General features: G+C 35.2%; 11 protein-coding genes. 3 read left to right on the forward strand and 8 right to left on the reverse strand.

Features of this window, described 5'->3' with window-relative positions:
• Nucleotides 1-95 precede the first annotated feature (95 nt).
• The 3 genes from PMI13_RS00340 to PMI13_RS00350 all read left to right on the forward strand — a co-directional run bounded on the left by PMI13_RS00340 (nucleotide 96) and on the right by PMI13_RS00350 (nucleotide 5,547).
• Nucleotides 96-2,285, forward strand: a complete 2,190-nt coding sequence (locus PMI13_RS00340) for an outer membrane beta-barrel family protein (RefSeq protein ID WP_007839427.1) — start codon at nucleotides 96-98, stop codon at nucleotides 2,283-2,285.
• Between the two features lie 49 nt (nucleotides 2,286-2,334).
• Nucleotides 2,335-4,599, forward strand: a complete 2,265-nt coding sequence (locus PMI13_RS00345; protein ID WP_007839429.1) for an outer membrane beta-barrel family protein — start codon at nucleotides 2,335-2,337, stop codon at nucleotides 4,597-4,599.
• A gap of 81 nt (nucleotides 4,600-4,680) precedes the next feature.
• Complete coding sequence (locus PMI13_RS00350; protein WP_156104408.1) at nucleotides 4,681-5,547, forward strand: alpha/beta hydrolase; 867 nt, start codon at nucleotides 4,681-4,683, stop codon at nucleotides 5,545-5,547.
• Nucleotides 5,548-5,580: 33 nt separating this feature from the next.
• Here PMI13_RS00350 and PMI13_RS00355 read toward each other — a convergent pair whose 3' ends face one another.
• The 8 genes from PMI13_RS00355 to PMI13_RS00385 form a co-directional block, all read right to left on the reverse strand.
• Complete coding sequence (locus PMI13_RS00355; protein WP_007839432.1) at nucleotides 5,581-7,335, reverse strand: discoidin domain-containing protein; 1,755 nt, start codon at nucleotides 7,333-7,335, stop codon at nucleotides 5,581-5,583.
• Nucleotides 7,336-7,368: 33 nt separating this feature from the next.
• Nucleotides 7,369-8,391, reverse strand: coding sequence for a hypothetical protein (locus tag PMI13_RS00360; protein ID WP_007839433.1), 1,023 nt, complete (start codon nucleotides 8,389-8,391; stop codon nucleotides 7,369-7,371).
• The gene (locus PMI13_RS00365; RefSeq protein ID WP_238536252.1) at nucleotides 8,388-9,872 is read right to left on the reverse strand and encodes an NAD(P)/FAD-dependent oxidoreductase; all 1,485 of its coding nucleotides are present in this window, start codon (nucleotides 9,870-9,872) and stop codon (nucleotides 8,388-8,390) included. Before PMI13_RS00365 ends, PMI13_RS00360 begins: the two co-directional genes overlap by 4 nt.
• A gap of 82 nt (nucleotides 9,873-9,954) precedes the next feature.
• Nucleotides 9,955-11,469: a polyamine aminopropyltransferase gene (locus PMI13_RS00370; RefSeq protein ID WP_007839435.1), complete on the reverse strand. Its 1,515-nt coding sequence runs from the start codon at nucleotides 11,467-11,469 to the stop codon at nucleotides 9,955-9,957.
• Nucleotides 11,462-11,677, reverse strand: a complete 216-nt coding sequence (locus PMI13_RS00375) for a DUF350 domain-containing protein (protein WP_007839436.1) — start codon at nucleotides 11,675-11,677, stop codon at nucleotides 11,462-11,464. The genes PMI13_RS00370 and PMI13_RS00375 overlap by 8 nt, the downstream gene beginning before the upstream one ends.
• Nucleotides 11,678-11,688: 11 nt before the next feature.
• Nucleotides 11,689-11,886 carry a hypothetical protein gene (locus tag PMI13_RS20820; RefSeq protein WP_007839438.1) on the reverse strand — a complete coding sequence of 66 codons (198 nt, stop codon included), beginning with the start codon at nucleotides 11,884-11,886 and terminating at the stop codon, nucleotides 11,689-11,691.
• Nucleotides 11,886-13,364, reverse strand: coding sequence for a DUF4178 domain-containing protein (locus tag PMI13_RS00380; RefSeq protein WP_007839439.1), 1,479 nt, complete (start codon nucleotides 13,362-13,364; stop codon nucleotides 11,886-11,888). Before PMI13_RS00380 ends, PMI13_RS20820 begins: the two co-directional genes overlap by 1 nt.
• A 4-nt stretch (nucleotides 13,365-13,368) precedes the next feature.
• Entirely contained in the window at nucleotides 13,369-13,728 is a 360-nt protein-coding gene (locus tag PMI13_RS00385) for an S-adenosylmethionine decarboxylase family protein (RefSeq protein ID WP_007839440.1), read from the reverse strand.
• Nucleotides 13,729-13,767: the final 39 nt, after the last annotated feature.

Below are 13,767 nucleotides of genomic sequence, written 5' to 3' on the forward strand. Positions count from 1 at the left end.
AAGTACTTTGTATTGCAAGATACTTAAAATATTATATATCTTTGCAATGTTAAATAATAACAAATACAAGCTATTAACACTCTAAAAATAATAATATGAAAACGCCCATTCTCATCGCAGCTCTATTTTTCAGTGGATTGATCTATTCCCAACAGAAACCTGATACGTTAAAAACAAAAACTTTAGAAGGGATCAATTTGAAGAAACAGGTTTTCAAAAAACAAAGTGACCGTTTTATTTATGATGTAGCTTCTTCCCCTATTGCAAAAGGCACCAATACATTCAGTCTTTTACAACAGACCCCAATGATTTCCAGTATTGACGGGAAAACATTGAAAATCATGGGAAAGTCTGAAGTGGTGATCTACATTAATGGGAAGAAAACCAATATGGATTCGGAAGCTTTACTCGCGATGCTTAAAAGCACACCGTCTGAAGACATCCAGAAAATTGAGGTGATCACGGTTCCGGGAAGTGAATTTCAGGTAGAATCCAATGACGGCGTGATCAATATTGTAATGAAAAAGAGTAAAAACAATGGCTACAACGGAACACTGAAAGCACAGAACGAGATGAGCTATTACAGCAATCCTGGCGGAGGAGCCACTTTTAATTTCAAACAGAATAAATGGTCTGTGAACACAAGCTTCAACGTGGGAAGCTGGAGAGAAAGAGAAAGATATAACCTTTCTAACGGGGATAATACGTTCAAAAACAAGTCTTTCGGATCGAACGATGACCCGAACAAAACTTACGGTGGAAGTGTAAATATCGATTATGAGATCAATAAAAAGCACAGTTTAGGTTTCACTTATAATATGAGATATAACAAAAGCTTCAATTCAATTTTAGATGTGACCAATCTTGAGGATGGAGTTTTGCGTAACAGAACGGTAAATCATGAAGATGCCCAAACCAGAAACCATTCTTTCAACCTGAATTATGAAATAAAAACGGATACTCTAGGAAGCAAACTGACATCTAATGTTTCTTATTTATGGTTCAACAGGGATAAAGTAAGCTTAAATCAGACTTTCCCTATCAGCAATGCCGATGAATACGGGGCTTTCCAGCAGTCAGTTCCACAGATCATCAATAATTATGCTGCCAATATCGATTACCTAAAAAAAACAGCTAAGGGACATACCTGGCTTGTGGGAGTAAGCTATAACCACACCAATACGGATAATGATACCAGACAGGATGTTTTAAAAGACGAAAGCTTTGTTAATGATCCTAACCAAACCAATCATTTTATTTATAAAGAAAATATTCTGGCTGCTTATATTACTTATGAAAGAAAATTTAATGAAAAGCTTTCAGGAAAATTAGGTACCCGTTTTGAGATGACTAAAAGCACCGGTGATATTATAGGGAAAACCGGTTTTGACAGAGATTATAATAATTTGTTACCCTATCTTAATCTAAATTATACCATTAATGAAAACAACAGCATCAGCTATACTTTTTCAAGCAGGGTAAGAAGGCCTAGATTCTGGGAACTTAATCCGTCAAGAACGTATTTTACGCCTACCAATTATACCCAGAACAATCCGTTTATACTGGCTTCTAAATTTTACAATCAGGAAATCAGTTATATGTTTAAGAATGCATTCTATGCCAATCTTTCTTTCAATTATGTAGATGATGCTTCCAGCCAGTTGCCATTACAGGGAACAATTAACGGAGACACCAAGTTTCTTAGATACATCAGAACCAATTATGGAAATAATAAGCAACTGGGTTTAACGCTTGGTATGAACAAGACCTGGTTTAAAGAAATCTGGACCACCAATTATTCTGTGAACTTAGGATATGCGATCTATTCCGGTACGGTAACTGAAGATCCTACTTCAGTTCCGGTTCCGGGACAGGTAGAAGTTCTTTCGCCTTATGTTATTGATGTTAAAAACTTTAATTTCTTTACACAGATCAACAATACCATTCGCCTTCCTTCTAAAAAAGACTGGTTCCTTGGGGTTAATTATTTCTTTGCCGGTAAAAATGCCATCGAAAGTGGGGAAATGGGGGTAAGACAAAGTTTTGACCTGAGTGTTAAAAAAATAATGGGTAACTGGACTTTCCTGGCTGAAGCTTATGATATATTTAATCAGAATTATACTAAAATTAAGGGTGTTCAACCGGATGGAAGCTACAATAATATTACGGAGTTCGGTTATCCAAGAATAATAAGCATTGGAGTTACTTATAATTTCGGTAATCAAAAGCTGAAAAAAACCAGAGAAATGAAATCAGCTAACGATGCTATAAAATCAAGGACTTAATCAATAAGCCTACTTTAAATTAATCACTCTCACTTTTAAATAAACAAACATGAAAAATATACTATTACTAACCGCTATCTTATCCGGAACCTGCGCTTTTGCACAGGAAAAGGCAAAATCTGATACGGTAAAAACCAAAAGTATTGAAGGTATAACGCTTACCAAGCAGGTCTTCAAAAAACAAAGTGACCGTTTTGTTTACGATGTAGCGGCTTCACCGGTTGCAAAAGGAAATACTACGTTTGACCTTTTAAAGCAAACTCCATTGTTATCTACTACTGATGATAAAACGTTAAAAATTGCAGGAAAGAACAATGCGCTGATCTATATAAACGGTAGAAAAACCAATATGGATGCAGAGTCTCTTACCCAATTCCTGAAAAACACTCCTGCAGAAAACATTCAGAAAATTGAAGTGATCACCGTTCCGGGAAGTGAGTATCAGGTTGAATCTTCAGACGGAATCATCAACATTGTACTAAAGAAAAAGATGAGCGACGGCCTGAACGGTAATATGAGAATGGCCAATACCCAGAATAAATACAACTCAAGCTCTGCCAGCTTTTCTGCCAATTACAGAAAAGGAAAGTTAGGGATAAGCGCCAATCTTAACGGTGGAGAAAACATCCAGCCGCAATCCTATATTCTGAGAAACGGTACAAATATGGTAAAAAATGAGTCTGTAGGAGATATTGACGATCCCAACAAATACATTGGCGGCTATATAAATGCCGATTACCAGCTAAACGAAAACAGTAATCTGGCTTTATCATGGAACACCTCAGCCAACAAAAGCTATAATTCTACAATTGATTTATTGAATACTTTAACGAAGTACGATAATAACGGAAATTTAATTTCCACTGATTTTACACGTTCTAAAAACAGGGAAAATTCGCGCAGTTACAACAATTCATTGAATTTAAATTATGAACTGAAATTAGATTCTTTAGGAAGTAAATTAAATGTAAATGCCGCTTATCTTAATTATAAACGTTTTCAGTATTCCGATAATAATACCTTAGTGCCAGGACCGCTTGAAGATTTCTCACAACACGGAAAAAAAATCATTCAGGATATCCCGCAGATCATTAATAATTTCTCAGGAACAGTAGATTATATCCAAAAATTTAAAAAGGATCTTACATTTTCTGCTGGAGGTAATTTTAATAAAACCAAAACAGATAATGATTCTAAAAATTACACTTATTCTTATGACGAGAATGGTAATCAGACAGAATTGAAACCTGATTTTAACCATTTTATCTATGATGAAAATATTTACGGGGTGTATGTAACTCTTGAAAAAAAGTTTTCTGATAAATTCTCCGGAAAAATCGGAACAAGATATGAGATTACAAACAGTATCGGAACCGCTGATAACCCGCAGAATACCAATCCGGATATGCAGCATCAGAAAATAGTGAGAAATTATAATAATTTTTTACCTTATCTGAGCTTCAATTATGTGATCAATGATAAGAATAATATTTCCTATTCATTTTCAAGCAGAATGAGAAGACCAAGTTTCTGGGAGCTGAATCCTGTAAGAAATATCATTACGGAATTTAATTATACGCAAAACAACCCGTTTGTAAAAGCATCTTCTACATACAACCAGGAACTAACCTATATGTATAAGAATTCTTACTTCCTTATATTGAACCACTCATTATTTAAAGATGTGATCACACAGGTTCCTTTACAGAGAAAGATCGTAGAAAACAATATTGAATATCAACAACTGGCTTATATAAGAACCAACTTCGGAACAAAACAGGAAATGTCTGCAATGGTTGGAGTTCAGAAGTCATTTTTTAAACAATACCTGACTACCAATTTCAATATCGGGATTCAGCACAATATTAATGACGGAACTTTGAATACCGATCCTACGACAGGTCAAGTATTTGATACCTATGTCAACAACACAAAATCTACAAGCTTAATAATCCAGACCAATAACACGATCCGGTTAGATAAAAAGAAAACGTGGTTCTTTGGAATTAATTATTTCTATGTAGACAAGCAACAGATTGAGCTTGGAATGCTGAAAAACCTGATGAGTCTAGACCTGAGCATCAAGAAAAACTGGAACGACTGGACGTTTGCTCTTAATGTCAATGATGTTTTAAGAACGAATATCGTAGAAATTGAAGATTATCAGGCCAGCGGAAACTACAACTTTGTAAGAAACGACCAGTACAGAAGAGGCATGACTCTAAGCATTACGTATAACTTCGGAAACCAGAAAGTGAAAAAAATAAGAGATATCGAAGCTGCTTCCGACGATATCAAAAACAGAACAAGATAACATTTATCATTTCTTCATATTTAATCATTTTTTATGTAAAACTCACCGCATTTTGTGGTGAGTTTTTCTATATTTAGGTTAATGAAAAAAATTTTAAATATAATTTCAGGATTCCTGCTCATCATAGTTTTTGTCATCAGCTGTAAGGAGAAAACAGTCACCCTTGGAAAAGATATTTCGTTCAAAGCTTATGAAGATATCCGGTATTCCAAAGATGAAAATCCGGAACAAAGAATGGACTTATATATTCCTGAAAATAGTGTGAATACAAAGCCTGATGTTTTCATCATGATACATGGCGGCGGCTGGCGAGGCGGAGATAAATCGGAACTTACTTTCTTCACTCTGTGTATGATGGATAAATTCCCCAATGCTGTTTTTGCCAATATTGATTACCGGCTGGCTTCTCCGTCACGTTTTGCTATTCCTAATCAGACCAATGATATAGATGAGGCAATTCTTTATCTTGAAAAAAGATTAAATTATCATCCGAAATTTATTGTTTTAGGCAACAGTGCAGGTGCCCATTTATCCATGCTATATGCCTACCATTATGACAAAACTAAAAAAATAAAGGCTGTTGTCAATATTGTGGGGCCTTCTGATCTATCAGACCCGAGCTTTAAAAAATATACAGATTACTCATTTGTTGAAAAACATCTTATCGATCCGGAAATGATTCAGTCAACACTTCCTGTAAATGTATTAGGCAGCCCTGCACACTGGATTGACAGCACCTCAGCACCCACTCTTTCTTTTTATGGAACGATCGATCAAATCATCCCTTTATCTCAAAAACAAACACTGGATTCTTTTTTAGATAAGAACCATGTTCTGAACAGGTCTTACGAATTCAGTGGCGGTCATCTTGACTGGTATAAAGCGTCTAACGCAACATTTTTAATTGATAAAATTTCCGGTTTTTTAAAAAAAGTCGGTGAAAAATAAAACGCTTTGGAAATTCCAAAGCGTTTTTAAATATTATTCTGATTTTACAATCTCTGTTCTTTCCGAGATTCCATTGGCATTGAAAGCTTCGATCTGGAAATAATAAGCATCCGTCCTGTCAGCTCCGGTAAAGAAATATTCATTCTTACCGTACACCATAATATTTCCGTACATTTTATCCGGAGATTTACCCCAATAAATTACATAGCCGTCGGCATCCTGATTTTGTTGCCATTTCATCCAGATACTCCTCCTTTCTCCATATTTTTTAGAATCAGCTCTCAATGGAACAAAGTTCTGAACTTTTGCTGGTTTTGCTCCTTCTCCTTTCCCGAATACCCTGAAACCGCTCAGCGCAAATTTCCCGGTCGGCATTTTCAGGTTTTCCATTTTCAGGAATCTTGCTTTTGCCGGTTTTTCAAGCTCTATATAATCATGCGGAACATCTTTGGTATTTTTACTTTTATCTACAATAACACTCCATTTTTTCCCGTCATTCGAACCGTAGATTTTGTACTGATGCATTTTTCCTAGAGTTTTCCCTAAAAATTCGACATCCTGGTCTGCATAATTGACCTGAATAGCATTGATAGCAGATACTTCTCCAAGGTCAGTCTGAAACCATTCTCCGGAATTTCCGGTCCTGGCGCTCCAATAGGTTTTAATATCTTCATCTACAGCATAGTTCGAATGATACCCACCTAAAGTAGATGAAACCTGAACCGGTTTATTATAATTCAACAGCATCCATCCTGCAAAAAGGCCTTTTGAAAAATCTTTTCCCTGGGCATACTGTGGAAGATAGGTCGGATAATCTCCATACGCAGTATTGCAATACATGACATCATCTTTATCAAAGCCGGCCGGCCAGATCCCTAATCTTCTTTCAAAATTATTTTTTGTGGAGATAAAAATAGTAGAAATATGCCACCAGTTTTTGTAATTATCCTCGAAAGTTGCCCCATGTCCGGCACCTCTTGCAAAACCTCCGGGTTTATAGGAAAATGGATTATGCTGCTGATATTCGAAGCCTTCCAACGGATTATTGCTTACATATACTCCATCGGAATATCCACTGAATTCTGTTGCCGGAGCTCCGTACTGCATATAATATTTCCCGTTGTGCCTGGTCATCCACGCTCCTTCTACAAACGGCTGAAGAAAAACATTGTCATTATATTCCCCGAATCTTTCCCAACCATGATCTTCCGGTTTTAATTTGATAATCGGTTTTACGAAGCCTTCAGACTGAAGTGTTTTCACTTTAACTTCAGTTCCTAAAAGAGGCCATTCATTACTTGAGCCCCAATACAGGTAGAGTTTATTTTTATCTTCATCGTAATGGAAAGCCGGGTCCCATGCTCCTACTTTCAAAGTATCCACAGCAATTTTCCAGTCGTCTTTGGTAGGATTTGTACTTTTCCAGATCGGGAAATCCTGTTCCCAGGTAGAACCGAAAACGTATAATGTGTCTTTCATTGCCCAGACTGCCGGGGCATTCAGGTCATGCTGGTATTTGTTGTCTCTGAGGAATTTTCTTTTTACAAATTTCCAGTCCAGCATATCATCGCTATACCAGTATCCTTCCTGATTGGTTGAAAAAAGAAAGAGCTTGTTTTTAAAATTAACAATAACCGGATCTGCCGTAGCACGGTGTTTTCCCTGTTTTGAAAAGGTTTCGAACGGTGTATATCCGTAGTCAATGTTGATAGGATTGCAAAATGTTTTTTGCTGGGCATTAAGGCTCATTCCTAAAAGGACTGCCATTAAAAAAAAGTACTTCTGCATCTTCATAAGTTTTACTTAGGAAGACAAAGTTAATTACTTTTTTTTAGGTTTTCTCCAAATAAAACCGTCTAATAGATAATGGGTAAGCTGGGGAACAACTAATAAGGGAATCAGAAACTGAAACCAAATTACAGAGAGTTGAAAATCCAAAGAGAAATGCTCACGCCAGATTAAAATTTCCCATAAAAATTCTTCAAAAAAAGCTAACCCAACAATAATTCCAATAAACAGAAAAACTCCAAACGCTGATTTAAAGATTGACAGTTTATTAAGCTGATGATTTTCTTTCTGTTGAATTTCCCGTATGTAAATCAGGGAAACATAAGGAATTCCATGAGAAATAACATTCAGAAAGGTGAAAACAAGGTCATTATTGAAATGAATAATTCCAAAATACCATGAAAGATAAGTCCCGGCAATTAAGGCTATCTTAGGGATATTGATGTTTCTTAGTTTAAATAGCTCAAAACATGTTTTGAAAATCCAAGCTATTAAAATAAATCCATACAGAACAGTGATGAGATATGTATAATCCGGTAAGTTTTGCAGCCAACTGAATTCATTTTCAACAAACCATGTGAAAGCTCTTGGAGTTTTAATCCAATAGAGCATCGGATAGATTGTAGCAGAATATATCGCGATGGTATCAATTTTTTTACGCCAGTTATTGGGTTCAAACCGTGCATAAATCCTCATAAAACCATACTGTTGCCTGATAAAATGGAAAATAGCAACCAAAGCCAACACCGACCAGAATACCAAACTTCCCCATTGATACAAGATTAAACCCAACACCCAACTCAGGACAGGAATCCTCCAGTATAACAGTTTTTTATTCCTAATTTCTTCTTTTACAAAATAGGTTTTAAATAAAGTAGAATAAACGTGGGCTACATCTACAAAAACTATAAGGAACAGCCATGTATAAAAAGAATACCCATTCTCAAGATTCTGAATTTGCTTTTGAAAAAGAAAAATAATCAGTAAAATCAAAAATGGTGGCGAGAGAATCAGCCAGCCGTCAGTTTTCGCATTATGAATCCAGGGTTGCTTCATATCATTTGTTTTGCTGTTCTGATTCCCTGATAAAAAGCTTCTTCAAAAATGGATATTCCTGATAAATCAGTATGCGCAAAGAAAATTTTCTCATCAATTGGCTGCTTTGCTTCTGCTGTTTTCCCAGACATATGATTGGGGACAGGAGCAATCATTGCATGCCCAATTTTATGAAATTGTATTTCGATAATGAAATCTTCAATCAAAGGATGGGCTTTTTTGAGGTCATCCAGCACAAGACTTTTGAGTTCACTTTCTTTCATAGAAAATAATTTTCGTCTTGCTTTTCTGCAATCATCTGTTGAAAAACTTCTGTAATAGGTAATTACTTTTTCTCCCATAATCTGATTAACATTCTGGTGTTGATCATAGATATATCCTAATCCTTCTGAACCGTAAATCACATTATCCCAAGCCAGTTCTTCATCACCTCCGAATTCATTTTTCAATGTAACCGTCGCTAAAAGCCAGGGAACATAATTGAATAATTTTGCGGTCCTGTTTTTAAAAATGCGTTCATTGACGAATTGAGGTGTTGCTAACAGAACTTTTTCAGCAATGACTTTTTTTGTTTTTTTATGTACATTATCAAAACTTAAAACTTCAACATTGTTTTGATTTAATCTTATATCAAAAACCAGATGATTAGATAAGTATTTCCCATCTGTATATTTTGATAGATATTTAACCAGCCTCGCATTCCCTTCAGGCCATGTGAAAACCTGATCTTTATATTTTTTGCTCCAGTTATTTTTTCTACCCGCAAAATAGTGAATTCCTGCCCAGGCGGAAACATAATCAATTCCCAATCCGTAATCATCCCGGCAAGAATAATCTAACAACCAAAGTAATTCTTCCGATTTAAAATTTTCCACAGCAAGAAAGCTTTTAAAAAGCATCTTTTCCAATTGTATAAATTCAGGCTCTTCAAAGCTGGAATCTTCAACCGGAATAGCAAAGACGTACTTCCCATGTGAATCTTTTTTTTCCCTGAAACCATCCATCATTTTGAAAAACCGCTCAAACTCTTTCTGAGCTTCAGCAGAAATTCCTTTTTGCGGAACAATATCATTTTGCCAGGAGTTTTTGTAGAATAACCTTTCCTGTTGTGGGAAAGTCAACTGATATTCATCTAAAACAGGATCGCCGTTTTCATCGTCACCAAGATAGATTCCACACTCTTTTAAAAAATCGATAATCTCTGTATTTTCTTTATTGGGTAATGGTAAGTAATGGGCACCCAAAGGAAATTTTGAAAATTTATTTTCTCCGTTTGAAGAGTTTCCACCGAGATAATTTTCCATTTCCAGCAACAGATAGTCATCGTTATCATTCTGTCTTAAAAACCGGCAGGCCGAAAGTCCGGAAATTCCACCACCAACAATAAGATATTTTATGTGAATTTCTTCGGTGGGTTTTGGAAAATCTTTAGCCCAAAGCTGATGACCAAGGATATGATTTGTTTCTGTAATTTTAAGCAATAATGACTTTCCCTTCTTCTTACAATACTGTAAAAAAGGGAGTATCAGACTACCTAAAAATATAGTCTTAAGAAAATCTTTTCTATTGTACTTTCCCCCACTCTTCATCGAAATAACGAACTAATATTTGATTATCCAGACGGTTGATTTCTACATTATTTGCTTTCATATCTTTTGTGAAATAGGCCATCTGTGAAAAATTGTAATCATAAAATTTCAAATTGGGAATTCTTCTGTAAATTTTATTTTCCACAGGTTCAAATGAAGCCATAGAAAACCCCCACTCTCCGAAAGAAGGAACATAGGTATGGTAGGCCGAAGTAAACGGAAATATTTGATTCATCGTTTTTTCAATACACCAAAAAGATTTCGGTGCAAAGTAAGGAGATGTGGTTTGTACTACAATTTTGGTATTCGGAGTAGTCAATCTCTCCAACTCTTTATAAAATTGCAACGAGTATAATTTTCCTAAGCTATAATTTGACGGATCGGGAAAATCAATGATAATCACATCAAATTTCCGCTGATTTTCCTTCACCCAGATGTAAGCATCCTTATTGATAATTTTTACTTTTGAATTGGATAAAGAGTTTTGATTAAGCTTACGCATTGTTTCGTTGGTTTTGAAGAAATCAGTCATTTCTCCGTCCAGATCAACCAAGGTTATATTTCTGACTTCTTTATATTTTAAAACTTCTCGAACTGCAAACCCATCTCCGCCTCCTAAAATCAGAATACTATCAATATTTTTTGCCATTGTCATTACCGGATGTACCAAAGCTTCATGGTAACGGTATTCATCTGTAGATGAAAACTGTAAATTATTGTTCAAATACAAACGGAATTCACGATTATTTCTGGTCAACACAATCCTCTGATAGGGTGAAGTTTTAGTGTACACTACATTCTCACCATATAATTTCTCTTCGGAATAGGACAGGATAGTATCTGAAAAAATGAAAAGAGAAAGAAGTAAAACAAAAGCACCAATAGACTTGACTCTTAAGGAAATAGGATTTGACAATTCTCTTTTAAGATAAAAACACAGAAAAATAGCAATCGAAATATTGATTAACCCAAAAAACAAGGGTGTTTTTACAATTCCCAGATTTGGAATAAGGACCAACGGAAAAAGGATGGAAGCTAATAAAGCTCCTATATAATCGAATGCAAAAACATTTGAAACCAAATCTTTAAATCCAATCCTATCTTTAAGAATATTCATCAGTAAAGGAATCTCTATTCCCACAAGACAACCTGTAAAGAAAACAAATAAGTAAAGTACAGCCTCAAAATGAACTAAAGTATTGAATAGTATAAATAATACAACAGAGCTTATCCCACCAACAATTCCTACAAGGATTTCAATTTCTACAAATTTATCGATAAGGTTTCCTTTTATAAATTTTGCAAAATAAGAACCTACCCCCATTGAGAAAAGATATACCCCGATAATGAAAGAAAACTGCCTTACAGAATCTCCAAGAAGATAGCTTGCCAATGCTCCGGCAACCAATTCATAAATCAGTCCGCAGGTAGCAATAACAAATACTGAAAACAGTAATAATAGCTCAAGAGGAATCCTCTTTTTATCCATGAATAGCTGCGCTTATAATAATTGAGATTCCGATGATAAATGCCCCGAAAATAATAGCCAGAGCTACATTTTGGTTTTTGGAAATTTCATACCATGTTCTTTCCGGTGTTAATTTTTCAATGATAAAATAACAAAGCAATAAGATACCAATCCCTAAAAATGAATAAAGAATCGAATTGAATATCGGTAACAAATTAATCTGGTCCATAATTTATATTTTTATTTGTGATAATATCTGTAGAAGCCTACTCTTGACGTGTGGCTTTTTGTAGTTCCGTCGCGGTAAGTTTCTGTTTTTGCACAATCACAGGTCTGATTTCCGCTATAAGTAAGATATGTAAACCAACCTACAAACAGCATCCCCGCTAGACAGAGAAACCAATTTTCTTTTATATAATCAAATATTTTTGTCATCATTAAGATTGGGTGTAAGGTGAATTGGAACTTTCACTCCATTTGGATATGCTAAAAAGACGATTTCCCCAATAACAGGCTATAAAAAAGATTAGCATCAATCCTAAGATGATCCCGAAATTCCAGAATGAAACAGGAAGCCATGTTGCTTTAATATCTACAGAACTTCCGTCCCTTATTACTGTATTTTGTGAAGCCTCTGATAAAGTTGTGTTGATATTCAGAAGAGAATCCAGATTTTGTTTGCCAAAGGTTTTGCTTACAAGACTTCCCATTGCAGACTGATCTTTTTTCAATGTTTCAAGATCTCCGAAAGCAACAGATTCTCTGGTATTATTATTTACTACATTCACAATCCCAGACGGTTCCCTGGATAAGGTAATATTTCCATCGGGAGATATATAATAATTAGAAGCTGAAGTTGTACTTATAATCGTTTCCTGTTTTTCAGCTGAAATAACAAAATGATATTTTCCGGAAGCGACTCCACAGAAATTAAATTCTTCGGTTGTACTGCCTTCCGACCAGTTTTCTCCATCTTCATAACCATGATATTCTTCAATATCTTTGGAAGTATAAACCGCTTCGTTTGTATTTTCATTGACAAGGCTCAGCTGAACATTCGCCCACGAATTATCTACTGCTGAATGTAAATTTACTTTTAATGGGGCTGAGCCTCCCGAAAGTGTAAAGCTTTTGCTTGCCATTTCTTTATTTTTAACATCTTCAAACCTTACCGTCTGCTCGAAAACAGAATAATTAGTGCGTGAAGTATAAACATACAATTGCAGTAAACAGATTAAAAGGGCTGCAATACACAAAATATTAATTGTTTGTTTTATATTGACATAAAAAGGCTGCACAATTCCGATTCCTGAATAATTGGGAAGATCAGAAATCTCAAATGCTTTTTTTACGGTATATTTAGAAATATGGCTTCCGAAAAAATGCTCATTAGAACTCCCGGATTGTTCTTGAGAAATCATTTCCGTTCCGTTGACATATTCTTTGTAAGTAGCAATATTAAAATTCAGTGCATCCTCAAAAAAACCTGCCGCCGCGTCAATATGACATTCAGTAGTTTCGTACCATCTGTAAGTTCTATCATTCAGAATAATCTGTTTTGAACTTTTTTTACGGAATTTACCTATAGGCATTGGTAATAGAAAAACCCAATGTCCATTGCTTTCACTCAGAAAAGCATTATTTCCTTTCTGATCTTTCAGGTAGTACTCCCGCCAAAAGGTCCCGGAACCATATTTACGGACAATGATTCCTATAACACTGTATTCAGCCTGATCAATTACTCCTTTCTGGCCAATGTTTAAAACAACATTTTCTACCGGCTTCCTGACAACTTTTTGGGATGAATTTTTAACGGTACTGATAAGATTAGAGCATGATCTGCATACATATTCTCCAACAGGAAAATTAATTTCATGTTTGTTTTCAGTTTTGCAGATGGGACAAACGTAATCCATTTTTTTATCTGTAAATCGTATGTTTTTGAAGGGTTTTAGCTTTAAAATACCTGATCACCTCATCTGCAATGATTTCCACTTTTCCAGTATTATCCTGTGTATAATTGCAAAGAAAAACATCGAAAGTCAGCTGCTTAAATTCCGGCCAGGTATGAATACACAAATGGGATTCTTTCAGACATACCGCTGAAGTAAAGCTCTGATTTTCAAAAATATGATTGGTTATCCCAACAATTTCTACTTCTTTGCCCTTTAAAATTGTTTTAATATATTGTAAAAAACCATTACTATCTAATAATAAATCTTCTAACTCCGTTTCCAAAGTTAGAAGAATATGCAAACCTTTACTGGTAGGGAATTCCAATTGATTATATTTTACGCAAATATATTAGTTTTCTTTTTA

The sequence above is a fragment of the Chryseobacterium populi genome, from assembly GCF_000282115.1.
GTDB classification, from domain to species: Bacteria; Bacteroidota; Bacteroidia; order Flavobacteriales; family Weeksellaceae; genus Chryseobacterium; species Chryseobacterium populi.

What these genes read in the sequence shown, in the direction of transcription:
- PMI13_RS00370 (WP_007839435.1), bottom strand. Translation starts at nt 11,469, where the DNA reads ATGGATAAAAAGAGGATTCCTCTTGAGCTATTATTACTGTTTTCAGTA.
- PMI13_RS00355 (WP_007839432.1), bottom strand. Translation starts at nt 7,335, where the DNA reads ATGCAGAAGTACTTTTTTTTAATGGCAGTCCTTTTAGGAATGAGCCTT.
- PMI13_RS00350 (WP_156104408.1), top strand. Translation starts at nt 4,681, where the DNA reads ATGAAAAAAATTTTAAATATAATTTCAGGATTCCTGCTCATCATAGTT.
- PMI13_RS20820 (WP_007839438.1), bottom strand. Translation starts at nt 11,886, where the DNA reads ATGATGACAAAAATATTTGATTATATAAAAGAAAATTGGTTTCTCTGT.
- PMI13_RS00375 (WP_007839436.1), bottom strand. Translation starts at nt 11,677, where the DNA reads ATGGACCAGATTAATTTGTTACCGATATTCAATTCGATTCTTTATTCA.
- PMI13_RS00340 (WP_007839427.1), top strand. Translation starts at nt 96, where the DNA reads ATGAAAACGCCCATTCTCATCGCAGCTCTATTTTTCAGTGGATTGATC.
- PMI13_RS00345 (WP_007839429.1), top strand. Translation starts at nt 2,335, where the DNA reads ATGAAAAATATACTATTACTAACCGCTATCTTATCCGGAACCTGCGCT.
- PMI13_RS00380 (WP_007839439.1), bottom strand. Translation starts at nt 13,364, where the DNA reads ATGGATTACGTTTGTCCCATCTGCAAAACTGAAAACAAACATGAAATT.
- PMI13_RS00360 (WP_007839433.1), bottom strand. Translation starts at nt 8,391, where the DNA reads ATGAAGCAACCCTGGATTCATAATGCGAAAACTGACGGCTGGCTGATT.